This window comes from Glaciihabitans arcticus (assembly GCF_004310685.1).
In the GTDB taxonomy this organism is placed as follows: Bacteria; Actinomycetota; Actinomycetes; order Actinomycetales; family Microbacteriaceae; genus Conyzicola; species Conyzicola arctica.
In genome coordinates, this window is sequence record NZ_SISG01000001.1 from 881,656 (window position 1) to 904,440 (window position 22,785).

Here is a 22,785-nt window from a genome sequence, read left to right on the forward strand (position 1 = left end):
ATTCGCCGGCACGCCACCTGAGTGCGGCTCGTGAGTCAGTCGCCCCGAACGAGGCGCAGCAGCGCGAGCCCGTACGCCTCGGCGGCGTCGGCGGCGAGGCTCGAGCTCGTGGCATCCGGAAGCACAATGTCGACCTGGTACACGCCATCGGTGAGAGTCAGCGATCGGAAGGTGCCGCCGAGCAGCTCCCGCAGCTGGTCCTCGCGCGGCAGCCAGAGCGCCGCCTCGAGCGCGACCGAGTCGAGCGCCCACTCGGTGGTGCCGTTGAAGCCGAGGATCGTGCCGGTATCGAACTCGTGCGCCTCGATCGTCATGTCGCTCAGGGTGAACACGTCACCGTCGAATTCGGGGCCGTCGATGCAGAAGGCGTCACCGGAGGCGGGCGTCCAGCGCACTCCGGCGCTGGCGAGGTTGCGGGCGAGTTCTCTCGAGATCATGGGGGAAGTATGCGGCCTGTGCATCCACACAGGCTGAGTCGGGCGTGCGTTATAGGGTCGAAGGATGACGTCGCACGACCACATCACGCGCGGCCGGGCGAGTCTCGAGGTGCTGCGGGCAGAGGCTCGCGATGAGCTCGATACGGTGATCCACGAGCGCTGCCTGGCCGGGGAAGACCCGTTGGAGTTCATGGACGAACTGCTCAGCGTCGACGAGCTCGTCGTCTACCTGTTGCGGGCCGACGCGATCGCCGCCAACGGCGGACAGGCGCCGTCGCCGACGCGCGAGTACCGCGTGCTGCGGCAGATCGCACTCGAGCACCCGGCCCTGACCACAACCGTCTGGCGACTGCTCGGCTCGGATCGGCTTCGGGCTGCTTAGAATCGCAGCATGAAGTTCCAGACGACTCTCCTGCAGCTCGGCAACAACGTCGGCATCGAGGTGCCGCAGTCCGTGATCGAAGAACTCGGTTCGGGCAAGAAGCCCGCTGTCATCGTCACGATCAACGGCGACTACACCTACCGCAACACGGTCGGCATCATGGGAGGTAAGTCCCTGCTCAGTCTGAGCGCCGCGCGCCGCGCCGCGTCGGGGTATTCCGGGGGCGACGAGGTCGAGATCAGCCTCGAGCTGGACACCGAGCCGCGCGAGGTCGTCATCCCGGCCGCGCTGCAACAGGCCTTCAACGAGAACCCCGAAGCCGCAGCGGCGTTCACCAAGCTGTCGAACAGCAAGCAGCGCGCCGAAGCCGACCTCGTCGCGGCCGCGAAGACCGATGAGACCCGCGACAAGCGCGTCGCCAAGCTGCTCGCGAGCCTCGCATGATGGGTAGTTTCTGATGAGCATGAACGCGGAGGCGTTCAGCGACGGCACCCTCTCCGGAGTCGGACCGAGCGTCGACGGTGTGCGCCAGGGCCGCTGGCAATTCTTCTACCGCAGCGGCTCGGTCAAGGGCATTGGTACGTTCGTCGACGGCGTGCAGGACGGGCCGTGGGAGTGGTTCCGCGAGGACGGCTCGCGCATGCGCTCCGGTTCCTTCGACAAGGGTGCGCAGACCGGCGACTGGATAACGTACGACCGCACGGGTGCCCCCTACAAGACCACTACGTTCTAGCCGCTACGTTCGACTCATGACTCTCTCCACGTCCTTCACCGCCTCGCTGCCCGCCTGGGTCGTCGAGCGCGACTTCCCCAGCACCCTCGCCACGCACGACGACCGTGTCGCGCTCACCAACGAGCTGGCCGCCCGCAACCATCGCGAGGGCAACGGCGGGCCGTTCGCTGCGATCGTCGTCGATCGAACGACCGGCGAGCTGGTCTCCGTCGGGGTGAACGTGGTGCTCTCGACCAACAAGTCGAGCGTGCACGCCGAGGTGATGGCTCTCTCGCTCGCCCAGGAGGCGTCCGGCAGCTGGGATCTCGGCGCATCCCCCGAGCAGTATCTCGAACTGGTCGTCAACTGGCGACCGTGCACGATGTGTTACGGCGCGCTCGTCTGGTCGGGTGTGAAGCACCTCGTGATCGCGGGCGACGGCCCGGAGTGCGAGGAGCTCACCGGATTCGACGAGGGTCCGATGCCCCCCGACTGGGTCGGCGAACTCGAGACTCGCGGCATCAGCGTGACGATCGGGGTGCAGCGCGACGAAGCGGTTGCGGTGTTCGCCGAGTACGGCCGGTCCGGCGCTGTTGTGTACAACGCGCGCGGAACGGGTTCACGGAACGACTAGCGCCCGCGGGCTCCGCCGCCGTTGCTGGGGTCGCGACCGGTCTTCTCGGCCAGCGCGGCCTGCTCACGACGCCAGGCGTCGCGCTCCTTGACGCGCTGCTTCTCGTCGCGCACCTCGGCCTGCGTTGCACGCTCCTGCACGAGCCACTGCGGCGGTGCCTGCAGCAGCGCGAGGATCTCGGCGCTCGTGAGCGGGTCGTCCGCTCCACCGCGGGCGAGGCCGGCGATCGAGACACCGAGCTTGCCGGCGATGACCCCGCGCGGGTGCGGTCCGTTCTTGCGCAGCTCGACGAGCCACTCGGGCGGGTTGGCGTTCAGTTCGTCCAGTTCGGCGCGCGTGTGCGGCTTCGACTGGAAGTCTTCGGGCGTGGCTGGCAGGTACACACCAAGCTTCTGCGCCGCCGTTGCGGGCTTCATGGACTGGGGTGTGTGCTCCGTACTCATGCCTACAGCGTAGCCTTTGACCGTGAGCCCTTCCCTCCGCATAGCCTTCGTCCCCGGTGTGACGATCACCAAGTGGAGCCGCACCTGGGAGGAGAGGCGCCGCGACACTGCCCTGTCCTTCGTGCCGGTCGAGGTGGACGAGCAGTCCGCCGTGCTCCACGCAGACACCGCAGACGTCAGCTTCGTGCGCCTGCCGGTCGACAGCGAGGGGTTGAGCGTCATCCGCCTGTACGGCGAGGTCGCCGTCGTCGTCCTCTCTGTGGATGATCCCCTCGCCGACAGCGAAACGCTCACCCTGGCCGAACTCGCGACCCTCACCCTCCACGACCCGAGCGCTCCCGTTGCCGACACCATCGCCCTGATCGCGGCCGGCGTGGGCGGCGTGATCCTGCCGCATGCCATCGCCCGTGCGCACTCCCGCAAGGACCTCGTGGCGCGCCCGGTGACGGATGCGCCCGAGACGGAGATCGCGATCGCCTGGCTCGCCGAGCAGACTACGAGCGACATCGAGGAATTCGTAGGCATCGTGCGCGGCCGTTCCGCGAACAGCTCGCGGCTCGTGCCGACCCCGCCGACCGAGAAGCGGGCTCCGGGCAAGGCTGCCGCGCCCGGCGGCAAGCAGACGGCCTCGGGCAAGGCGAACGCGGGCGGCAAGGCCGTCGCGAAGCGCAAGCCGTACGCGACCTCAGGCGGTGCCGACGCGAAGAACCGCTCCGGCTCGCCGAACTCCCCCAAGGCGCGCAACGCCCGAAAACGCAAAGGACGCTAGTGGCACCGATCGACCCGAACCTCGGCCTCCTGTTCGACGTGGACGGCCCACTCGCCTCCCCCGTCTCGCGTTCGGTCGCGATCCCGAGCATCCTCACCGACCTCGTGAAGCTGGCCCGCGCGGGTGTACCGATCGCGTTCATCACCGGTCGCTCCGACGCGTTCATCGCGGACGAGGTGGTGAAGCCGCTGCTCGCGAACGGTCTCGCCAACGCGTTCGTCGCGGGCAAGGCTCGCATGTTCGGGGTCTTCGAGAAGGGCGCCGCCTGGTCGGTGATCGACGGCTCCGGCCTCGGCCCGCTCACGGTGGACGAGAAGGTTGCGCTGCCGCAGCCCGCAATCGACGCGATTCGTGGCATCGTGGCATCCCGTTTCAGCGACTCGATGTTCTTCGACGAGACGAAGCGCGCCATGATCTCGGTCGAGCAGCGCACCGATGTGCCGCACGGCGTGTACCAGGAGGCGCAGCCGCGATTCGAGGATGACGCCTTTGCAGCGCTCGTCTCGCTCGGCCTCGGCGTGCGCTACCGCGACCGTGAGGTGCCGGACGCCTTGGGTGAGGTGCCGTTCCGGCTCGACCCGACCATCATCTCCACCGACATCGAGTCGGTTCTGCTCGACAAGGATCGCGGCGCAGAGCGCGCCATCGAGTACTTCGCGGGGCTCGGCGAGGTGCCGACGCTGTGGCGCACGGTGGGTGACTCGCGCAGCGACTACCTCATGGCCGATCACCTGCACGCGGCCGGCTACGACGTCGCCCACGTGGACGTGCGGCCCTCCGACGGTGTGCTCGAACGGCCGTACAAGATCATTGTCGAAGGCGACCTGATCCATGACTTCGCGGGTGCCGCGTTCCTCTCGTACTGGGTGGAGAAGCTGGAGCTGTAGAGCACTCCCAGCCGACACGCCGCTCAATGTCGGCGGCAATTGACATATTCGAACGTATGTTCGAATATGAGGAGATGCCTTCGGTTGCGTCAGCCTCCCCCGTAGAGGTCGTCGGCGCGCCCGTTTCCGCGGCGTCCGATCGTGCAGCAGGCGATACCGTTGCGCACCTCCAGTCCCGCATCCGCCAGATGCAGGCGACCAAGCTCGACGCCCGCACCATCCCCACCCACCCCGCGATCGCCGCGCTGCTGCCCGGTGGCGGCCTGCAGCAGGGGTCGGTGTACTCGGTCGCGGGCTCGGGCACCCTGCTCATGGCGCTGCTCGCCGCACCCTCCGCCGCGGGATCCTGGTGCGGTGTGGTGGGGGTGCCCGAGTTCGGCCTCGAAGCCGCCCAGCGCTTCGGCATCGAACTCGAGCGGCTCGTACTGGTGCCGCATCCCGGAGACCAGTGGATCGCCGTCACCGCAGCCGTCGCCGACGCGCTCAGCGTCGTCGTGATGCGTCCGCCGAAGCGGGCGAGTGACGGCGCGATCACCCGGCTGGCGGCCCGGCTGCGGCAGCGCGGGTCGACCCTCATCGTGCTCGGCACCTGGCCGCAGAGCGAGGCGATGCTCACCCTCAGCGAGAGCGACTGGAGCGGCATCGGCGAGGGCCACGGGCACCTCGAGTCACGGCAGGCGACCGTCACGGTGACCTCGCGGCTCGGTGGGCGACCCCGCAGTGCGCGGCTGTGGCTGCCCGACCGGGCCGAGGAGTTCCGCCGTGTGACGCCCGGCATCGCGACGCCCGGCATCGCAACACCAGCACGGACCGCGCCCGCTGCGCCCGACAGAATCATGCCCGACAGAATCGTGGCTGCGGGATGACCCGGCGCACGCCCAGCGCAGCCCACGCTGCAGCAACCGTCGCTCGCGAGCCGATGCGCACCATGGTGCTCTGGAGCCCCGACTGGCCGATCACCGCGGTGCGCCGCGAGCACAGTCTGCCCGCCGGCGCACCCGTCGCGCTGCTGCACAAGGGACTCGTCTTCGCCTGCTCGGTCGAGGCACGCGCCGAGGGCGTCAAGCGTGGACTGCGGGTGCGCGAGGCCCAGTCCCGCTGCCCGGGGCTGATCGTGCTGCCCTACGAGCTGATCACCGACAACCGCGCCTTCGACCCGGTCGTGCAGGCGATCGAGGGCATGACCGCGGGCGTGCAGGTGCTGCGCCCCGGAACCCTTGCGATCCGCTCGCGCGGCCCCGCCCGCTACTACGGCGGCGAGAAGCCCGCCGCCCTCGCCGTGATCGGCGGGCTCGCCGACCTCGGTATCCCGGGTGGTCGCGTCGGGGTCGCCGACGGCCCGTTCACGGCGGAGCAGGCCGCGCGGCACACGCCCTCGGTGCGGCTGGTTCCCGCCGGGCGCTCCCCCGAGTTCCTGGATCCCCTGCCGGTGAGCCTGCTCGGCGACGACTCCCTCGCGACGCTGCTACGGCGGCTGGGCATCCGTACCCTCGGCGAGTTCGCCGCGCTCGAGGTCACCGACGTGCGCGAGCGGTTCGGCGAGATCGGTGCGCGCCTGCACTTCCTGGCGCGCGGTCTCGACGGGCGGCCCGTGTTCTCGCGCATCCCGCCCAAAGAGCTGGAGAGGGTCGTCGATTTCGAGCCAGCGCTCGACCGGGTCGACCAGGTCACCTTCGGGGTGCTCGCCGCCTCGGAGGAGTTTCTCGCGGGGCTCACCGCCGAGCGGCTGGTCTGCACGGCGATCCGCATCGAGGTCGAGTCGGACTCGGGCGAGGTCTCCGGCCGCAGCTGGCTGCACCCGCGGTCGTTCACCGCGAGCGAGGTCGTCGACCGGGTGCGCTGGCAGCTGCAGGGCGGCACCACCGATTCGGGGCTCTCGAGCGGCATCACGCGTGTGCGCATCACCCCGGAGTCCCTCGACGCGATCGGCAACCACGAGCAGGGGCTGTGGGGTGGCGGACCCGACGAGCGCATCCACCACGCCCTCAGCCGCGTGCAGAGCATGCTCGGGCACGAGGGGGTGCTCACGGCGGTCATCGGCGGCGGTCGCACCCTCGCCGACCGGCAGAATCTTGTTGCGTGGGGTGATCGTGCGGCGGATGCAACGGCCGTCGTCGCCCGCCAGCCCTGGCCCGGGCAGCTCCCCACCCCGGCCCCGGCCACGGTGTTCGCCGTCGCGCACCCTGTACACGTTCTGGGATCCGGCGGCGAACCCGTGTTCCTCGACGACCGCGGCACGCTCTCGACTCCCCCGACGCGGTTCTCGGCCACGGGCGCCGGTGCGCAGTGGCGCGAGGTCACGGCCTGGGCGGGTCCGTGGTCGCTCGACGAGCGCTGGTGGGATCCCGCGACCGCCCGGCGTGCCCACCGTTTCCAGGTGGTCGACTCCGAGGGCTCGGCCTGGCTGCTCGTGCTCGACGGCGAGCACTGGGTCGCGGAGGCCCGGTATGACTAGGAGCAGTGAATAAACATGGGCTGGAACAACCCGCCCATCCCCTGGTCGGAGTTCGAGCGCAAGCTGTCGGACTCCCGGCGCCCAGGCGCGCCCCCGGTCGGCGCCGATGGCGGTGACAGCCCCGCGTGGTCGGCGAAGCGCAACCCGTATCAGTTGCCGCCGGACGCCATCCCGAAGCGCACCGGTGCGACCGTGCCGTACGCGGAGCTGCACGCGCACTCGAACTTCAGTTTCCTCGACGGCGCCTCCCGCCCCGAAGACCTCATCGAGGAGGCCGCACGCCTCGGGCTCACCGGCCTCGCCCTTACCGACCACGACGGCTTCTACGGCGTGGTGCGGCTCGCGGAGGCCGCAGCAGCCCAGCGCGGCCCCGACCCCGTGGCAACGGTGTTCGGGGCGGAGCTGTCCCTGGGGCTGCGCAAGCCGCAGAACGGCGAGGCCGACCCCGAGGGCGAGCACCTGCTTGTGCTCGCTCGTGGTCAGGGCGGCTACCACCGGCTCGCCGGCGCACTCACTGGCGGGCAGCTCGCGGGTGGCGAGAAGGGACGTCCCGTGTACGACCTCGAGCAGCTGGCCGAGCAGTCCGGCGGCGAGTGGCAGATTCTCACGGGATGTCGCAAGGGCACGGTGCGCGCAGCCCTCGCGTCGGGATCCTCGCGTTCCGTCGCCGAGGCCGCGGCAGCGCGAGAGCTCGACCGCCTCGTGGCTCTGTTCGGCCGGAGCAACGTGCTCGTCGAGCTCTACGACCACGGCAACCCCCTCGACAGCAGCACCAACGACCTGCTCGCGGGCCTCGCCGAGCGGCAGGGGCTCGGTGTCGTGGCGACCGGCAACGTGCACTACGCGACCCCGAAGCAGCATCACCTCGCGACGGCTCTCGCCGCCGTGCGGGCCCGGCGCAGCCTGGATGAGCTCGACGGCTGGCTTCCGGCCGCGGGGCAGGCACACCTGCGCAGCGGGGCCGAGATGACTGCGCGCTTCGCGCGCTACCCCGGAGCCGTCGAGCGCACCGTCGAGGTGGCCGCCGACCTCGCGTTCGAGCTGCGGCGCGCCAAGCCCGGGCTCCCGAAGCAGGAGGTGCCGGAGGGGCACACCCCGATGAGCTGGCTGCGCGAACTGGTCTGGCGCGGGGTGGCCGAGCGCGGGCTCGAGCTGAACGACGCCAACAGGGAGCGCATCGAGCGCGAGCTGGCCGTGATCGAGCAGAAGGATTTCCCGGGCTACTTCCTCATCGTGCACGACATCGTGCGCTTCGCGCGGGAGCGGCGCATCCTCTGCCAGGGTCGGGGTTCCGCCGCGAACTCTGCGGTCTGCTACCTGCTGATGATCACGGCCGTCGACCCGATCTTCTACAAGCTGCCCTTCGAGCGGTTCCTCTCCAGCATGCGCGACGAGGAGCCCGACATCGATGTCGATTTCGACTCCGATCGGCGCGAGGAGGTCATCCAGTACGTCTACAACAAGTACGGCAGGCTGAACGCCGCGCAGGTCGCGAACGTGATCAGCTATCGCCCCAAGTTCGCGGTGCGCGACATGGCCAAGGCGATGGGGCACAGTCCCGGCCAGCAGGACGCGTGGTCGAAGCAGGTGGAGCGCCACGGTGCGCTGCTCTCGAGTGAGGACCACGACATCCCGGCCCCGGTGGTCGATCTCGCGCTCGAGGTCATGAAGTTCCCGCGACACCTCGGCATCCACTCGGGCGGCATGGTGCTCACCGATCGCCCCGTCGGCGAGGTGGTGCCGATCGAGCACGGACGCAAGGACGGCCGCACGGTTGTGCAGTGGGATAAAGACGACTGCGCCTGGATGGGCCTCGTCAAGTTCGACCTGCTGGGCCTCGGCATGCTCTCGGCGCTGCAGTACTCGTTCGACCTCGTGCGCGACCACCTCGGCGAGGACTGGGATCTCGGCACCCTTCCGCGCGAGGAGGCCGGCGTCTACGACCAGCTCTGCCGGGCCGATTCGGTGGGCGTGTTCCAGGTCGAGAGCCGCGCGCAGATGGGCTTGCTGCCCCGGCTGCAGCCCCGCAAGTTCTACGACCTCGTCGTCGAGATCGCGCTCGTGCGGCCGGGGCCGATCCAGGGCGGGGCGGTGCACCCGTTTGTGCGCCGCAAGCTCGGGCAGGAGCCGATCACCTACCTGCACCCCAAGGTGGTGGAGCCGCTTGAGCGCACCCTCGGCATCCCGGTGTTCCAGGAGCAGCTGATGCAGGTCGCGATGGCGGTCGGTGGCTGCACCGGTGAGGATGCCGACCTGCTCCGCCGCGCCATGGGCTCCAAACGGGGCATCGAGCGCATCGAGTCGCTACGCGAGACCCTCTATGAGGGCATGGCGGCGAACGGCATCGAGCCCGATGTCGCCGACGAGATCTACTCCAAGATCCAGGCCTTCGCGAACTTCGGTTTCGCCGAGAGCCACAGCCTCAGCTTCGCCCTGCTTGTTTATGCCAGTGCGTGGATGCGCCTCCACTACCCCGCAGCCTTCCTCGCCGCGCTGCTCCGAGCCCAGCCCATGGGGTTCTACTCCCGGCAGTCCCTCGTCGCGGACGCCCGGCGCCACGGGGTTGAGGTGCTCCAGCCCGACATCCTGCGCTCCGGTGTGGCTTCGGGGTTGGAGGCGCTCGGTGATCTGACTTCTGATCCTCCCTCGCAGGCTCAGTCGGCGCTGGGGTCGCGGGATCGCTGGCGCGATCCTCATAGCTCCACCGCGCCCACCGGCCTCGACCAGTGCCTCCACCGCGAGCAGCCCCCGGTCCCCCTCTTCGACCGCAGCATCCCGGCCTCCGATCGCGCCCACCGCCGCGACGGCAACCACGCGGTGCGCCTCGGGCTCGCCGAGGTGAACGGCATCGGCGAGGACCTCGCCGAGCGCATCGTGCTCGAACGGGAGGCGGCCGGCGACTTCGTCGACATGGGCGACCTCGTGCGCCGGGTGGGGCTCACGACCGCCCAGCTCGAGGTGCTCGCGGCCGCGGGTGCCTTCGACTCGCTCGGCCTCACCCGGCGGGAGGCGCTCTGGAACGCCGGCAGCGCCGCCCAGGACCGTGCAGAGTTCCTGCCGCACTCGATGGTGGCCGTGCAGCCTCCGCTGTTCTCGATGCCGTCGGAGCAGGAACAGCTGGTGTCCGACCTGTGGGCGACGGGCATCTCCCCCGCCGACCACGCGATCCGTCACGTGCGGCCAGCGCTGCGCAGCCGGGGTGTGCTCTCCGCGACGGACCTGGCTTCGGCGGAGTCCGGACGCCGTGTCGAGGTCGGCGGAGTCGTCACCCACCGCCAACGTCCGGCGACGGCGAGCGGCATCACCTTCGTGAACCTCGAGGATGAGACCGGTCTCGTCAACGTGATCTGCTCGGTCGGTGTCTGGAACCGCTACCGGCGTGTCGCGCGGGAGGCCCCGGCGATGATCGTCCGCGGGGTGCTCGAGCGGTCGCCCGAAGGCGTCATCAACCTTGTCGCTGACCGGCTGGAGGCACTTTTTATCGCCCCGAAGGTGACATCCCGCGACTTCCAGTGATGACCATTGATTACGAGTAAATGTCTTTTTCATTTCGTTTTAGAGACAAATAGCGAATTCATGCGGTTAGTGCTATAGCCTTAGCGTGAACTGGATGGGCTCTATGAGCCTGTTCGGTAGGGTCCCGACTGTCGGGACCAAGAAGAACGCTCCTGGAGGAGTTTTACATGGCAATTGGTACCGTTAAGTGGTTCAACGCGGAAAAGGGCTTCGGCTTCATCGCACCGGAGGATGGCAGCCCGGACGTGTTCGCACACTACTCAGCAATCGCGAGCGGTGGATACCGCTCACTCGATGAGAACCAGAAGGTTGAATTCGAGATCACACAGGGCCCCAAGGGTCCCCAGGCGGAGAACATCCGTCCCCTCTAGTCTTTGCATTACTGAATACAGCAAGACTGCTTAGCCAGCCGCGCTGAATACAGCAAAACTGGTAACAGGAAGGTCCCGGCTTCGGCCGGGGCCTTTCTTGGTTAACAGGGGCCTTTCTTGGTTGACAGGCCTGGCCTGACACATGCAACCGGCCTTTTTGGGTCAACCGACCGGGTAACTCAGGCGTGCAGCCGCTTGCGCAGCAGGTCGATGCGCGACTGCAGTTGGTGCACACTCGCCTGCGCGACGGCTGGCCCGCCGCAGACCCGACGCAATTCTGCGTGGATGATGCCGTGCGGCTCCCCCGACAGCTTCGAGCGCATGCCCACGAGGCTGTTCAAGAGCGTGCGCTGTTCCTTGAGCGTGCGGTACAGGGCGGGAGCGTCGCGCTCCTCGGGCGGTAGGCGCCGCTGGCGCTCTGCCGACCTGCGGGACTGACGCATCTGCCGCTGCTGCAGCAGTTCGCGCACCTGTTCGGGCTCGAGGATGCCGGGCAGGCCGATGAACTCCATCTCTTCATCGCTGCCGACCTCGGCAGCGAAGCCGAATTCACCGTCGGCAAAGAGTGCCTTGTCGAAGTTCGCGTCGGACTCGATGGCCTTCCACTCGAACTCGTCCATGAGCCCGTCCGAGGCCGACTCGCCCTTCTCCTCGGCAGCGAGAAGCGCATCCTCGAGCAGTTGCGGCTCGATGTCGCGGTCGAGGGCGTGGTCGCGCTCCACCTCGAGCGACTTGGCGAGGTTCATCAGGCTGGGCACACTGGGCAGGAAGATCGAGGCGACCTCGCCACGGCGGCGGGTGCGCACGAAGCGGCCGACGGCCTGGGCGAAATACAGCGCGGTCGAAGCGGATGTCGCGTACACGCCGACGGCGAGGCGGGGAACGTCCACGCCCTCCGACACCATGCGCACGGCCACGATCCAGCGATCGGATCCCTGCGAGAACTGCTCGATGCGCTCGCTCGATGCCTTCTCGTCAGAGAGCACGAGCGTCGGGGACTCCCCCGTGATGCCCTTGAGCACGGCGGCGTACGCGCGCGCGGAGTCCTGGTCGGTCGCGATGACGAGTCCGCCGGCATCGGGCACGAGGTGCCGCACCTCGGTGAGGCGTACGTTCGCCGCACGCAACACAGCGGGGATCCACTCGCCGCCGGGGTCGAGGGCGGTGCGCCAGGCCTGCGCCGTGACATCCTTCGTGTCTCCTGCTCCGAGCCGCGCCTCCATCTCGTCGCCAATGCGCGTGCGCCAGCGCATCTTGCCGGAGTAGGCCATAAAGATCACGGGGCGAACGACGCCGTCGGCGAGGGCGCGGCCATAGCCGTAGCTATAGTCGGTGATCGAGGTGCGGATGCCGGTCGCATCGGGCGCGTAGCTCACGAACGGGATCGGCGCTGTGTCGCTGCGGAATGGCGTTCCGGTGAGCGAGAGCCTGCGCGTGGCGGGCTCGAACGCGTCGCGGATGGCGTCGCCCCAGCTGAGCGCGTCGCCGCCGTGGTGCACCTCGTCGAGGATGACGAGCGTGCGCGCCGACTCGGTGATCTCACGGTGCAGGGACGCCCGTACCGCGACCTGCGCGTAGGTGACGGCGATCCCGTGAAAACGTCGGCCCCCGAAGGCATCGCCGTTGCGATACCCCGGGTTGAGGCGAATACCGACCCGGTGCGCCGCCTCGGCCCACTGGCGCTTGAGGTGCTCGGTGGGGGCGACGACCGTGATGCGGTCGACGACCCGGCGCGCGATGAGCTCGGTCGCGAGCCGCAGTGCGAACGTCGTCTTGCCGGCGCCGGGAGTTGCGGCGGCGAGGAAGTCGCGCGGTTCCTTCTCGAAGTAGAGGTCGAGGGCCTCGGCCTGCCAGGCACGGAGCTTGTCGGCGGTTCCGCGCGCGGCGCGCTCGGGATAGGCCGGTGAGAGGTGTTCAGCCGCAAACGTGCCGACGGTGGGGGTCGGAAACGATGGGGTGCTCACTTCAGAAGACACTACCCGAAGCGGCCGACGTCGATCGGTCGCCCGCCAGTCGCCTGAACATCAATCGATCGGCAGCTGGCGCGGGTCCCGCTTGGGGCTCTCGCCACGGGGTGCGCTCTCGCGCCCACGGTGCTTGCCGATGAGCGCCGCGGGTGTCACGCTGCCTGATCCGAACCGCGCGCTCACCGAGTCCATCACGTCTTCGGCTTCGCGCCAGGACTCGTCGGTGTCCCAGAGCCCGAGCTGGGCGCTCGCCTCGTCGACGAGCTGCTCGGCGCGCACACCGACGAGCCGGATCGCGGCGGTGTCACGCCCGAGGGCGGCGTGGATCGCACTGACCTCCTCGAAGATGCGCCGCCCGAGGTCAGTGGGCTCGTTCAGCGTGCGGGACCGGGTGATGGTGGTGAAGTCGCCGAAGCGGAGCTTGAGTACAACCGTGCGGCCGAGCAGCCCCGCGCGGCGCAGGCGCGCGGCGACCATGCCGGAGAGCCGCAGCAGCTCGCGGCGGATGACGGCGGGGTCCGTGACATCCACTTCGAAAGTCAATTCGTGGCCGACGCTCTTCTCCTCGGCGCGGGTCTGCACGGTGCGCGGGTCGATGCCCCAGGACAGGTCGTGCATGCGAGTCGCGGCGGCCGGGCCGAGAAACTGCTCGAGCGTGTCCACGGGCGTCTGCGCGAGGTCGCCGATCGTACGGATACCGCGGTTGACCAGCGACTCCTCGGTCTTGCCACCCACTCCCCAGAGCTGCCCGATCGGAAGCGGGTGCAGGAAGTCGAGGGTGCCTTCGGCGGGGATCACGAGCAGCCCGTCGGGCTTGGCCCGGCTCGACGCGAGCTTGGCGACGAACTTGGTGGAGGCGGCGCCCACGCTGCAGACCAGCCCCGTCTCGGCGAGCACCCGCTCCCGCAGCAGGGTCGCAACGGCGACCGGCCCGCCGATGAGCTTGCCCGCCCCGGAGACGTCGAGGAACGCCTCATCTATGCCGAGCCGCTCGACCGTTGGTGTCACACCGTCGCACAGGCCCATCACGATGCGCGAGTAGTGCACGTACCGGTCGAAATGCGGTTCGAGGATGACGGCCTGCGGACACCGCCGCTTCGCGATCGCAAGCGGCATGGCCGAGTTGACGCCGAACCTGCGGGCCTCGTAGGTGGCGGCCGTGACCACGGATCTCGGCGAGTCGTGCGCGACGATGACGGGACGCCCGCGCAGGTCGGGCCTCTCGAGCAGCTCGACGGACGCGAAGAAGGCGTCCATGTCGACATGCAGGATCGTGGCGGTGGAATCGTCCACCCCGCTGGCGGTGGTCTGGCGACCGCTGCCGTCCTGCTTGCTCATCCCCCCATGATGTCATCGACGGATGACACCCGGACGCAGCTTCTAGTGGTCTGATGAATGCAGAAGAGCCCGGCTCCCTCCGAGGAGGAAGCCGGGCTCCTGTGTCTAGTAGGGCTGTATTACGCCCGTGCGCTGCGACGGGTAACGAAACCCCAGATGACCAGCGCGAGAAGAGCTCCGATGATCGCGATGAGCCAGGACTGGATCGACCAGAACTCCTCGTATCCGATACCGAACAGCAAGCCTCCCAGCCATCCGCCGAGCAGCGCACCGATGACTCCGATGATGAGAGTTGCGATCCAGCCACCGCCCTGGCGCCCGGGCAGAATCAGCTTTGCAATAGCTCCCGCAATCAGGCCAAGAATGATGAATGACAACCAGCTCATGACGACCTCCCAGTCGATCACACTTCCAGTTCCGGGTCTCGGAACCGATAAACAGCTAAGCCTGACCCCCATCGGGGTGTCAAGTTGTCTGCGTGTTATCTGGGACAAAGCTGGGAACAGGGCGCAATTCCCCCGCAGAATGGCGGCTGAATCGACTTGTCTGCCGCACACTACGCAAAGTCATACCGTGGTCTCATGACAGCGCCGCGTTCGTTGAGGCATCCTTGTCTGTATGGACCAGCAACACCCCTGGACGCGGTACGTAGCGATCGGTGACTCTTTTACAGAGGGGATCGGCGACCCCGAGCCGGAGAGTCCCGGAGGTTACCGCGGCTGGGCGGATCGCGTCGCTGAAGTACTCGCTGCCGGCACGGACGACTTCGCCTACGCCAACCTCGCCATCCGCGGAAAGCTCCTGCAGCAGATCACGGACGAGCAAATCGAGCCCGCTCTCCAGCTGCGCCCCGACCTCATCACGATCTCCGGCGGCGGCAACGACATCCTGCGCCCCGGCTCCGACCCCGACGAGATCGCCGCCCGCTTCGACTCGGCGATCGGTCGCCTCCGCGCCGATGGTGCGACGGTCGTCATGTTCAATGGCCCCGATATCGGAATGACGCCGGTGTTGGGCCGAGCCCGCGGAAAGGTCGCGATCTACAACGAGAACCTGCGCACCGTCGCCCACCGCCACGATGCGATCGTCGCTGACATGTGGCCTATGACGGAACTCAAGGATCCGCGCATGTGGGCGCCCGACCGGCTGCACTTCTCAGCGGTGGGCCATCACACGATCGCGCGTATGGTGCTCGACGCGCTCAACGTGGACAACGACCTCGAGCCGTACTCTCCCGAGCCCCTGCCCGCCGTGACCTGGCGCCAGGCTCGCGCCGAGGATGTCGGCTGGGCGCGCGAGCACTTTGTGCCGTGGGTGTTGAGGCGCATCCGCCACCAGTCGTCAGGTGACAACGTGACGGCGAAGCGCCCGAACTGGCTGTCGGAAGAAAAGAACTAGCTCTTAGCGGCCGTAACGCATGGCGGCAGGGCAATCGAACGGATCCCCGCCGGCACTGAGCCCAACGCGGTTCAGGTACGCCACGACGATGCGGTACGACTCAGTGAGACGCACCTCGGTGTACTGGATGTCCCGTGCCGCGCAGTACTCCTTGACGATCTCCTGCGCGCGCTTGAGGCTCGGGCGCGGCATGCTCGGGAAGAGGTGGTGCTCGACCTGGAAGTTCAGTCCACCCATAAAGGTGTTCATGTACCAGGTGTGGCGGATGTTGCGGCTCGTCAGCACCTGGCGGCGCAAAAAGTCGACGCGCGAGTCCTTCGGGAGGATCGGCATCCCCTTGTGGTTGGGGGCGAAGGAGGCGCCCATGTAGAGGCCGAAGACGCCGAGCTGCACTCCGAGGAACGCGAAGGCGATGCCGAGGGGCATGATCGAGAACACGGCGACGAGGTAGCCGATGTTGCGCACGAGCAGCAGCACGATCTCGAGCGCGCGCTTGTCGACCTTGCCGGGCGAGAAGACCGTCTTGAACGCCTGGGCGTGCAGGTTGAGTCCCTCGAGCAGGAGCGCGGGGAAGAACAGCCAGCCCTGGCGACGGGTGAAGAACTTGCCGAAACGCCCGGTGACCTCTGCCGCGTGCTCCTTCTGGAACACGATGAAGTCGGGCTCGATGTCGGGGTCCTTGCCCTGGGTGTTGGGGTTCGCGTGGTGCTTGGAGTGCTTGTTCATCCACCACGAGTAGCTGATGCCGACAAAGAGGTCGGCGAGTACGCGACCGGCGAGGTCGTTGGCCTTGCCCGACTCGAAGACCTGGCGGTGCGAGGCTTCGTGGGCCAGGAAGGCGTACTGCGTGAAGAGGATGCCCATCGCCGCGGCGAGGATCAGGGTGTACCAGGTACCGGCGAGCATAACGACCCCGACCCAGGCGGCGGCCATCACGAGCGTGATGACGGCGAAGGTCACGATGTAGAAGCCGCGGCGACGGCGCAGGAGGCCTGCCTCGCGGATGGTGGCCATGAGGGCGGCGAACTCGGAGACCGGGTTCGTGAGGCCGCGCTGGCCGGTTCGCACGATGCGCGGTGAGGCAACAGCTGCAGAGTCGGAAGTGGGTGTGGCGGAAGAAGAGCTCGTCACGTTACCTCGAAGGTGGGGCTGACTTCTCAGTCGCGATAAGTGAGCGGGTGCTCTAGATGAACCTCAGTCTAAATGGACGGGCTGAGAATCCGATGCAGGTCGTCAGAACAATTCTGCGGGATGCGTGAGCCGCCACCACGCGCCCGGATCCTCGAGGGCCTTCTTCGTCTCGAGGGGCACCGTTATCCGCGTGTTTCCGACCGCGAAGATGAGTTCGCCGGCATCCGAGCCCGCCGCCGCCACGCCGAGTTTCTCGGTCTGTACGAGCAGCGTGATCGGAGTGTCGGCCCAGACCAGAACGGAGCTGTCCTCGGTGGCGACGAGGTCGGTCGTGTCCCCCCACGCCGTCGAGTAGCTGGCAAAACTGTCGCCCTTGCCCACGAGGGGCACCTCGTGGAAGGACTTCACCACCCCGCCCAACAGCGCACGGATGCTCTCGTTGAGGCGCGGATGCGTCTTGCCGCCGAGCATGACCCCGACCACGGTGACGGTCTGCCCGCCGATCGTGTAGTCGGCGGCGAACAGCAGGCACGCGCCAGCGTCATCCGTCGTTCCGGTCTTGATGCCGCGCACCCCGTCGACACCGAGCAGTTCGTTGGTGTTCTTGATCGGACCGATGTGCGAGATCGACTCGGTCTTCGTGCCCACGATGGATGAGAGGAGAGGATGCGACAACGCGAGTTTGCCGAGTTCGACCAGGTCCGTGGTGGTGCTGCGATTACCGGGCGCGAAGCCGGTTGAGTCGGCGAGTGTTGTGCTGGTGAGCCGGTGCGTACTGAGCCATTCGCGGGCGACGACGAGGTACGCGGCCTCGGAGCCGAAAGCCCAGTTGACGAGGGTCTCCGCGTAGTTGTTGGCCGACTTCACGAGGATCAGGTCGATGACCTCGCGCTCGGTGAGCGAGATGCCGGAGCGCACGGGCGCGACGCTGCCGTTCTGCGCTACCTGCTTGTTCCAGAGCGCGACGTCCGCGGACGTGGTGGTGATGTTGGGGCCTGCGTCGCCGAGTTTCAGAGGCTTCTTCTCGAGCACCACGAGCACGGTGATCACCTTGGTGATCGACGCGATCGAGACCGGCTTGGAGTTGCCGCTGGTCGCGAGGGTTCCCGGAAAGCCGATGGCGCCGACTCCGGTTGCACCGTAATCGGGGAACGGCAGTTCGCTCGCGGCCTGGGTGGGTGAGGTGTACGGGGCGACCTCGGCGGCGACCGGCGAGACGGGTGCAAGCAGCGTGAGCGGCAGGTAGATGGTGCCGACCAGAAGTGCGGCGAGCCCGCCGAATACGGTGATTCGGCGCCGTCGTAGGATCTGGCGACGCGAGAGGGGCATTACCCCAGCTTAAGTGCAGTGGGCTGGGTGACGACCTAGGCGCGACCGCCGTCGACGGAACGCAGCACGGGATGATCACTCTCGGGCACAAGCACCTCGGTATCGCGATTGAGGCTCTCTCCTCGGAAGAAGGGCTTCGAACCCGCGAAGAAGAACCAGATGACCATGAGCACAATGCCGATGGCGAGGGATCCGATGCCGACGACGAACACTCCCCCGACGCCGAACAGCACCGTGTAGCCGTAGTCCGGGTCGAACATGTCGATCGCCGAGAACACGAACGCGGCCGTGAGCATCAGCGCTCCGACGAGCGGGAAGAGGAATGTGAAGACGACGTTGTGGGCGTTGTCGAAGAGCTCGCGCCGAAAGTACCAGACGCACGCGAACCCGGTGATCGCGTAGTAGAAGGCGATGGCGAGGCCGAGCGAGAGGATCGTGTCGGAGAGGAAGTCCTCGCTGATGATCGTCATCCCGACATAGAAGACCGTGGAGACGACGCCCATCACGAACGTGGAGAAGGCCGGAGTGCGGTACTTCGGGTGCACCTTGCCGAATCGTGCGGGCAGCGCCTTGTAGGCCGCCATGGCGAGCGTGCCGCGCGCGGTGGGCAGGATCGTCGTCTGGGTGGAGGAGATTGCCGAGACCATGACCGCGACGACCAGCAGCCATGCCCACGGGCCGAACAGCACGTCCTTGAGAGCGAAGAAGACGTCTTCGGCGTTGTCCTCGTTGCCGAGGCCCAGCGCGCCCGAGCCGAGTCCCGCGTAGGCCATCGCGGCGACGGTCACCCCGACGTAGGTCACGAGCAGGATGACCGTGGAGAGGATCGCGGCCCGGCCGGGGGTGCGCTCCGGGTCCTTGGTCTCCTCGTTGAGCGCGAGACAGGTGTCCCAGCCCCAGTAGATGAAGAGGGCGAGCAGGATCGCCTCGATGAACCCAGAGAATGACTCGAACGCGAACGGGTTGAACCAACTCGCGTCCGGCATGGTCGCACCTTCCGGCGCAGTGCCGGTCGCGACCGCGACGATCGCGGCGACCACGAAGATCAGGAGCGCGAGGTACTGGATGCCGAGCAGCACGTTCTGCAGCTTCTCGCCGATCTCGGTGCCGCGGTAGCTGATGTACGTCATCAGCGCGATGAAGACCACACCGGTCGCGGTGACGATGACGTCGTTCTTCGCGATCTCGGGGTTCACGAGCAGCCAGAAGTACTTGCCGCCGATCTGGGCGAGGTTCGCGAGCACGACCATGCCGGCGACGGCGACACCCCAGCCGCCCATCCAGCCCACCCAGGGCCCGAAGGCCTTCGTCGCCCAGGTGAAGGTAGTGCCGCAGTCCGGAATGGCCCGGTTGAGCTCGCGATAGGCGAAAGCGATGAGGAACATCGGGATGAAGGCGATGATGAACGCGATGGGCGCCTGCGCTCCTACTGCGAGCACCACGAAGCCGAGGGTAGCGGCCAGCGAGTAGACGGGAGCCGTCGAGGCGAGACCGATGACCGTGGAGCCGACCAGGCCCAGGGTGCCCGTGGCCAGCCCCTTGCCGGTGGGGGCTGCGGATGCGGGGCTGGTGCGATTTGGCTCAGACATCGTTGTCCTCCTCGGGTTACCTTCGCAGCCTACAACTGTGCGGCCCGCGCGTGACAGGCTATGGGGATGGCTGCGGTGAGTTTCGAGATGGGGAGCGGGGCATCCCGAACAGACTGGGACGCGACGAGTCTCGAACTGCTGGCCACCACGCTCGAGCGGTGGCAGCTCACCCCGGGCCAGACGCTCACCGGCGGGGTCTCGGCGTTGGTGCTCGAGGTCACGCAGGCCAACGGCTCCCCCGCCGTGCTCAAGCTCGGCTTCCCGCACGTCGAGGCGATCGGCGAGGCGCTGGGCCTCGAGGCCTTCGGCCCGGAGCTGGCGCCCCGGGTGCTGCGTCAGGACGCCTGGACCTGGGCGTTGCTGCTCGAATCGGTCATGCCGGGAACATCGCTGCTCGATCCCGAGCTGGCTATGGATGACGCGCTCGCCGCAGCGGCCGCCCTGCACACGCGTCTCACAGCGCGCCGCGCGCCTGGCGGCATCCCGACGCTCGCGAGCGCGATGTCCCACTACTCGCGTGGAGCGGTGAGCAGGCTCCCCGCACAGCTGCCTGCGCTCGAGTCCCTCGGAGTCGCCGAGCTCGTGCGCGCGGGCATCGCGCAGCTCGGCAGCCTCGCCGCGGACGACGTGCCGCCCGTGCTGCTGCACGGCGACTTCAACCCGAACAACGTGCTGCGCTCGGGAGACGGCTGGCGGGTCATCGACCCGAAGCCGCTGGTCGGCGATCCCGCGTACGACCTGTGGCCGCTCGTCGCGCAGTTGCCGGGAGAGACGCTCCGCTACCGCGTCGGCCGCATGGCGGAACTGACCGGGCTGTCTGCCGAGCGCATCGTGGCCTGGGGACTCGTCCGTACGGCGCTCGACGTGTCCTGGGCGCTCGAGGACGGCCTCGACGCCGAGGCGCAGGCCGCGTCGCTGCGCGAGTGGTCAGCCCTGACGCAATCGTAGGGCATACAAAGCCACCGCGCTCGCCGAAGCGACGTTCAGCGAATCCACCCCGTGCAGCATCGGGATGGTGACGACCATGTCGGCGTGGTCGAGGGCGGCGCGGCTCAGGCCGTCACCCTCCGAGCCCATCAGGATGGCGATCTTCTCCGGGCCGTCCTGTTCACGCACAGTGTGCTCGAACACATCGAGCGAGACCGCGTCGTCGGCGAGGGCGAGCGCCGCCACGTGGAATCCGGCATCCCGAAACAGGGCTGACGCCTCCGGCCACTCCGGCAGCCGCGTCCACGGCACCTGCAGCACCGTGCCCATGCTCACGCGCACCGAGCGGCGGTACAGCGGGTCGGCGCAGCGCGGCGTGATGAGCACGGCGTCGGCGCCGAGCCCCGCGACCGACCGGAAGATCGCGCCCACGTTGGTGTGGTCGACGATGTCCTCGAGGATCACCACGCGCCGCGCGTTCGCGAGCAGCTCTGCAACGGGGGCGAGTGGCGGTCGGTGCATCGACGCGATCGCGCCACGGTGCATCTCGAAGCCGGTGAGCTTTTCGAGCAGTGCGGAACTGCCCACGAACACCGGCACGTCGAAGTCGCGCAGAAGCGTCTCGACCTCGGGCAGCCACTGCTCAAGAATCAAGGCCGAGCGGGGGACGTGACCGGCGGCGAGGGCGCGCGCGATGACCTTGGTCGACTCGGCGATGTACAGCCCGCCGGCCGGCTCGCTGACCCGGCGCAGCGCGACATCGGTGAGGGAGCGGTAGTCCTCAAGTCCGGGGCCTTCGGAGGGCGACTCGTCGAGGCTCTCGATGCGCTGGATTCTCATGCGGGGTCCGTTCGGCTGGAAAAGAAAAGGGGAAAGCCGCGCGCACTGCCAGCAATCGGAAACAAACTGGAAAACTCTGGTGTTTAGTCTAGAGACACAGGCTTGACCAGAATTCGTGGTCAGAAACGGGGGAACGGGATGACGCAGCAGACCATTCCCGCAGCAACCCCGCACACTGCGGCTCTCGATGCCGCCATCGAACTCCTGGACGGGCGTGAGGTCGCGGTTCTCACCGGGGCGGGCCTCAGCACGGATTCGGGAATCCCCGACTATCGCGGCGAGGGTGCGCCCGTGCGCAACCCGATGACCTTCTCGCAGTACCTTTCCGACGTCGAGTACCGCAAGCGATACTGGGCGGGCAGCCATCTGGGCTGGAAGCGTTTCGCGGGCTCCGCCCCGAACGCCGGCCACCTCGCCCTCGCCGAGCTGGAGAACGGCGGCGTGATCAACGGCGTCATCACCCAGAACGTGGACGGCCTGCACCTGCGCGCCGGATCCCAGCGTGTTGTCGACCTGCACGGCTCGATGGATCGCGTCACCTGCCTGCAGTGCAGCCAGATGTACGCGCGCGCCGACATCGCGGCTCGACTGACCGCGGCCAACCCGTGGCTCGAGCGCGGTGACGATCTCGCCCTCAATCCCGACGGCGACGTGCAGATCGAGAGCTACGACGATTTCGTGGTGCCGGACTGCAGCGTGTGCGGCGGGGTGCTCAAGCCCGATGTCGTGTTCTTCGGCGAGTTCGTGCCGCTCGAACGCTTCAGTGAGGCCACGGCTCTCGTGCAGCGCGCCGAGGCGCTCGTGATCGCCGGTTCCTCGCTCGTCGTGAACTCGGGCATCCGCCTGCTCGAGAAGGCCACCCGTCGCAAGGTTCCGGTCATCATCATCAACCGCGGCATCACCAAGGGCGACAGCCGCGCTGCCGTTAAGATCGAAGCCGGAACGTCGGAGACCCTCGCCGCCTTTGTGGAGCGACTGGTCCACTAGCACCGCCGCGTTCCCCTACCGGAGGAACACGATGACCCTGATCTACCTCGTGCGCCACGGCGAGACCGACTGGAATCTCGCGCGTCGCATCCAGGGCTCGACCGACATCGACCTGAACGACACCGGTCGCGCGCAGGCCCTCGCCACGGGGCGCCTGCTCGCCCGCCGCGACTGGGACGCCATCGTCTCGAGCCCGCTCTCCCGCGCCCGGGAGACCGCGCAGATCATCGCCGCCGAGGTCGGGCTCGGTGAGCCGGAACTGGTGCCTGCTCTCGCCGAGCGCCAGTACGGCGCCGCGGAAGGGCTCGACTACACGCAGATCGACGCGCTGTTCCCGGGCGACACCGAGGTGCCCGGGCGGGAGACGCGCGAGGAGGTCACCGACCGGGTGCTGCCCGCGATCGTCGCCCTCGCCGAAGCGCACCCGGACAAGGCCATCATCGTGGTGAGCCACGGCGGAGTGATCCGTTCGGTTCTGTCCGAGATCGCCCCCGACGACTACCAGGCGCGCGACGGCCGCATCCGCAACGGTTCGATCCACAGCTTCGCGCACACCGACGGCACCCTCGACCTGATCATGTTCGATGACCCGATCGAGATCGAGTCCCTCGACTGCGCGACCGACGATCTCGTCGACCAGAACGCGCTCGAATCGCGCGAGGCTCGGTAGATC

General features: G+C 68.0%; 23 protein-coding genes. 14 read left to right on the forward strand and 9 right to left on the reverse strand.

Annotated features, from left to right (window positions below):
• Nucleotides 1-35: 35 nt before the first annotated feature.
• Complete coding sequence (locus tag EYE40_RS04130) at nt 36-437, reverse strand: hypothetical protein (RefSeq protein WP_130980760.1); 402 nt, start codon at nt 435-437, stop codon at nt 36-38.
• Between the two features lie 64 nt (nt 438-501).
• On the opposite strand from EYE40_RS04130, the gene EYE40_RS04135 reads away from it, so the two are divergent.
• Genes EYE40_RS04135 through EYE40_RS04150 form a run of 4 tightly spaced genes read left to right on the forward strand, consistent with a single transcriptional unit; the run spans nt 502 to nt 2,165 of the window.
• Nucleotides 502-819, forward strand: a complete 318-nt coding sequence (locus tag EYE40_RS04135; RefSeq protein ID WP_130980761.1) for a tryptophan synthase subunit alpha — start codon at nt 502-504, stop codon at nt 817-819.
• 9 nt (nt 820-828) lie between these two features.
• Entirely contained in the window at nt 829-1,263 is a 435-nt protein-coding gene (locus tag EYE40_RS04140; protein WP_130980762.1) for a YdeI/OmpD-associated family protein, read from the forward strand.
• A 13-nt stretch (nt 1,264-1,276) separates the two neighbouring features.
• Nucleotides 1,277-1,552, forward strand: a complete 276-nt coding sequence (locus tag EYE40_RS04145; protein WP_204742212.1) for a toxin-antitoxin system YwqK family antitoxin — start codon at nt 1,277-1,279, stop codon at nt 1,550-1,552.
• A gap of 16 nt (nt 1,553-1,568) precedes the next feature.
• Complete coding sequence (locus EYE40_RS04150; RefSeq protein WP_130980763.1) at nt 1,569-2,165, forward strand: nucleoside deaminase; 597 nt, start codon at nt 1,569-1,571, stop codon at nt 2,163-2,165.
• Here the strand turns inward: EYE40_RS04150 and EYE40_RS04155 are convergent.
• Nucleotides 2,162-2,608 (reverse strand): DUF5997 family protein, encoded by a 447-nt coding sequence (locus tag EYE40_RS04155; protein ID WP_130980764.1) that lies wholly within the window; start codon nt 2,606-2,608, stop codon nt 2,162-2,164. The genes EYE40_RS04150 and EYE40_RS04155 overlap by 4 nt on opposite strands.
• A 22-nt stretch (nt 2,609-2,630) precedes the next feature.
• On the opposite strand from EYE40_RS04155, the gene EYE40_RS04160 reads away from it, so the two are divergent.
• The 6 genes from EYE40_RS04160 (at nt 2,631) to EYE40_RS04185 (ending at nt 10,606) form a co-directional block, all read left to right on the forward strand.
• Nucleotides 2,631-3,377: a LysR substrate-binding domain-containing protein gene (locus EYE40_RS04160; protein ID WP_161972346.1), complete on the forward strand. Its 747-nt coding sequence runs from the start codon at nt 2,631-2,633 to the stop codon at nt 3,375-3,377.
• The gene (locus tag EYE40_RS04165) at nt 3,377-4,264 is read left to right on the forward strand and encodes a Cof-type HAD-IIB family hydrolase (protein WP_193554481.1); all 888 of its coding nucleotides are present in this window, start codon (nt 3,377-3,379) and stop codon (nt 4,262-4,264) included. The genes EYE40_RS04160 and EYE40_RS04165 overlap by 1 nt, the downstream gene beginning before the upstream one ends.
• Nucleotides 4,265-4,338: 74 nt before the next feature.
• On the forward strand, nt 4,339-5,130 hold the full coding sequence (locus tag EYE40_RS04170) for a hypothetical protein (protein ID WP_240034709.1): 792 nt from the start codon (nt 4,339-4,341) through the stop codon (nt 5,128-5,130).
• Complete coding sequence (locus EYE40_RS04175) at nt 5,127-6,719, forward strand: DNA polymerase Y family protein (protein WP_130980767.1); 1,593 nt, start codon at nt 5,127-5,129, stop codon at nt 6,717-6,719. Before EYE40_RS04170 ends, EYE40_RS04175 begins: the two co-directional genes overlap by 4 nt.
• 15 nt (nt 6,720-6,734) lie before the next feature.
• Complete coding sequence (locus tag EYE40_RS04180) at nt 6,735-10,235, forward strand: error-prone DNA polymerase (protein ID WP_130980768.1); 3,501 nt, start codon at nt 6,735-6,737, stop codon at nt 10,233-10,235.
• Nucleotides 10,236-10,402: 167 nt separating this feature from the next.
• Nucleotides 10,403-10,606: a cold-shock protein gene (locus tag EYE40_RS04185; protein ID WP_130980769.1), complete on the forward strand. Its 204-nt coding sequence runs from the start codon at nt 10,403-10,405 to the stop codon at nt 10,604-10,606.
• Nucleotides 10,607-10,785: 179 nt separating this feature from the next.
• Here the strand turns inward: EYE40_RS04185 and EYE40_RS04190 are convergent, their stop codons facing one another.
• From EYE40_RS04190 to EYE40_RS04200, 3 genes are all read right to left on the reverse strand, one after another.
• Complete coding sequence (locus tag EYE40_RS04190; RefSeq protein WP_130980770.1) at nt 10,786-12,570, reverse strand: DEAD/DEAH box helicase; 1,785 nt, start codon at nt 12,568-12,570, stop codon at nt 10,786-10,788.
• 60 nt (nt 12,571-12,630) lie between these two features.
• A complete protein-coding gene (gene dinB, locus EYE40_RS04195) occupies nt 12,631-13,911 on the reverse strand; it encodes a DNA polymerase IV (protein WP_130980771.1) in 1,281 nt (426 codons plus the stop codon).
• A gap of 119 nt (nt 13,912-14,030) precedes the next feature.
• Nucleotides 14,031-14,297 (reverse strand): GlsB/YeaQ/YmgE family stress response membrane protein, encoded by a 267-nt coding sequence (locus EYE40_RS04200; RefSeq protein WP_130982775.1) that lies wholly within the window; start codon nt 14,295-14,297, stop codon nt 14,031-14,033.
• A gap of 232 nt (nt 14,298-14,529) precedes the next feature.
• Between EYE40_RS04200 and EYE40_RS04205 the strand changes: the two genes are divergently transcribed.
• On the forward strand, nt 14,530-15,309 hold the full coding sequence (locus tag EYE40_RS04205) for an SGNH/GDSL hydrolase family protein (protein ID WP_130980772.1): 780 nt from the start codon (nt 14,530-14,532) through the stop codon (nt 15,307-15,309).
• A 3-nt stretch (nt 15,310-15,312) separates the two neighbouring features.
• On the opposite strand, the gene EYE40_RS04210 is transcribed toward EYE40_RS04205, so the two are convergent.
• From EYE40_RS04210 to EYE40_RS04220, 3 genes are all read right to left on the reverse strand, one after another.
• Nucleotides 15,313-16,440, reverse strand: a complete 1,128-nt coding sequence (locus EYE40_RS04210) for a fatty acid desaturase family protein (protein ID WP_240034710.1) — start codon at nt 16,438-16,440, stop codon at nt 15,313-15,315.
• Nucleotides 16,441-16,542: 102 nt separating this feature from the next.
• On the reverse strand, nt 16,543-17,769 hold the full coding sequence (locus EYE40_RS04215; RefSeq protein ID WP_130980773.1) for a D-alanyl-D-alanine carboxypeptidase family protein: 1,227 nt from the start codon (nt 17,767-17,769) through the stop codon (nt 16,543-16,545).
• Between the two features lie 35 nt (nt 17,770-17,804).
• On the reverse strand, nt 17,805-19,358 hold the full coding sequence (locus tag EYE40_RS04220) for an APC family permease (protein ID WP_130980774.1): 1,554 nt from the start codon (nt 19,356-19,358) through the stop codon (nt 17,805-17,807).
• Nucleotides 19,359-19,424: 66 nt separating this feature from the next.
• Here EYE40_RS04220 and EYE40_RS04225 point away from each other — a divergent pair, with 66 nt between their 5' ends.
• Nucleotides 19,425-20,306, forward strand: a complete 882-nt coding sequence (locus EYE40_RS04225; RefSeq protein WP_161972347.1) for an aminoglycoside phosphotransferase family protein — start codon at nt 19,425-19,427, stop codon at nt 20,304-20,306.
• Here the strand turns inward: EYE40_RS04225 and EYE40_RS04230 are convergent.
• Complete coding sequence (locus tag EYE40_RS04230; RefSeq protein WP_130980776.1) at nt 20,286-21,125, reverse strand: TrmH family RNA methyltransferase; 840 nt, start codon at nt 21,123-21,125, stop codon at nt 20,286-20,288. The genes EYE40_RS04225 and EYE40_RS04230 overlap by 21 nt on opposite strands.
• Nucleotides 21,126-21,263: 138 nt before the next feature.
• Here EYE40_RS04230 and EYE40_RS04235 point away from each other — a divergent pair, with 138 nt between their 5' ends.
• Nucleotides 21,264-22,112 (forward strand): Sir2 family NAD-dependent protein deacetylase, encoded by an 849-nt coding sequence (locus EYE40_RS04235; protein ID WP_130980777.1) that lies wholly within the window; start codon nt 21,264-21,266, stop codon nt 22,110-22,112.
• 31 nt (nt 22,113-22,143) lie between these two features.
• A complete protein-coding gene (locus EYE40_RS04240; protein WP_130980778.1) occupies nt 22,144-22,782 on the forward strand; it encodes a histidine phosphatase family protein in 639 nt (212 codons plus the stop codon).
• Nucleotides 22,783-22,785 lie beyond the last annotated feature (3 nt).

Bases quoted from the DNA above. Each gene is read 5' to 3' on its own strand.
- EYE40_RS04140 (WP_130980762.1), top strand. From the start codon at position 829: ATGAAGTTCCAGACGACTCTCCTGCAGCTCGGCAACAACGTCGGCATC.
- dinB (WP_130980771.1), bottom strand. From the start codon at position 13,911: ATGAGCAAGCAGGACGGCAGCGGTCGCCAGACCACCGCCAGCGGGGTG.
- EYE40_RS04235 (WP_130980777.1), top strand. From the start codon at position 21,264: ATGACGCAGCAGACCATTCCCGCAGCAACCCCGCACACTGCGGCTCTC.
- EYE40_RS04130 (WP_130980760.1), bottom strand. From the start codon at position 437: ATGATCTCGAGAGAACTCGCCCGCAACCTCGCCAGCGCCGGAGTGCGC.
- EYE40_RS04225 (WP_161972347.1), top strand. From the start codon at position 19,425: ATGGCTGCGGTGAGTTTCGAGATGGGGAGCGGGGCATCCCGAACAGAC.
- EYE40_RS04220 (WP_130980774.1), bottom strand. From the start codon at position 19,358: ATGTCTGAGCCAAATCGCACCAGCCCCGCATCCGCAGCCCCCACCGGC.
- EYE40_RS04230 (WP_130980776.1), bottom strand. From the start codon at position 21,125: ATGAGAATCCAGCGCATCGAGAGCCTCGACGAGTCGCCCTCCGAAGGC.
- EYE40_RS04175 (WP_130980767.1), top strand. From the start codon at position 5,127: ATGACCCGGCGCACGCCCAGCGCAGCCCACGCTGCAGCAACCGTCGCT.
- EYE40_RS04215 (WP_130980773.1), bottom strand. From the start codon at position 17,769: ATGCCCCTCTCGCGTCGCCAGATCCTACGACGGCGCCGAATCACCGTA.
- EYE40_RS04240 (WP_130980778.1), top strand. From the start codon at position 22,144: ATGACCCTGATCTACCTCGTGCGCCACGGCGAGACCGACTGGAATCTC.
- EYE40_RS04200 (WP_130982775.1), bottom strand. From the start codon at position 14,297: ATGAGCTGGTTGTCATTCATCATTCTTGGCCTGATTGCGGGAGCTATT.
- EYE40_RS04185 (WP_130980769.1), top strand. From the start codon at position 10,403: ATGGCAATTGGTACCGTTAAGTGGTTCAACGCGGAAAAGGGCTTCGGC.
- EYE40_RS04180 (WP_130980768.1), top strand. From the start codon at position 6,735: ATGGGCTGGAACAACCCGCCCATCCCCTGGTCGGAGTTCGAGCGCAAG.
- EYE40_RS04145 (WP_204742212.1), top strand. From the start codon at position 1,277: ATGAGCATGAACGCGGAGGCGTTCAGCGACGGCACCCTCTCCGGAGTC.
- EYE40_RS04150 (WP_130980763.1), top strand. From the start codon at position 1,569: ATGACTCTCTCCACGTCCTTCACCGCCTCGCTGCCCGCCTGGGTCGTC.
- EYE40_RS04205 (WP_130980772.1), top strand. From the start codon at position 14,530: ATGGACCAGCAACACCCCTGGACGCGGTACGTAGCGATCGGTGACTCT.
- EYE40_RS04155 (WP_130980764.1), bottom strand. From the start codon at position 2,608: ATGAGTACGGAGCACACACCCCAGTCCATGAAGCCCGCAACGGCGGCG.
- EYE40_RS04170 (WP_240034709.1), top strand. From the start codon at position 4,339: ATGCCTTCGGTTGCGTCAGCCTCCCCCGTAGAGGTCGTCGGCGCGCCC.
- EYE40_RS04135 (WP_130980761.1), top strand. From the start codon at position 502: ATGACGTCGCACGACCACATCACGCGCGGCCGGGCGAGTCTCGAGGTG.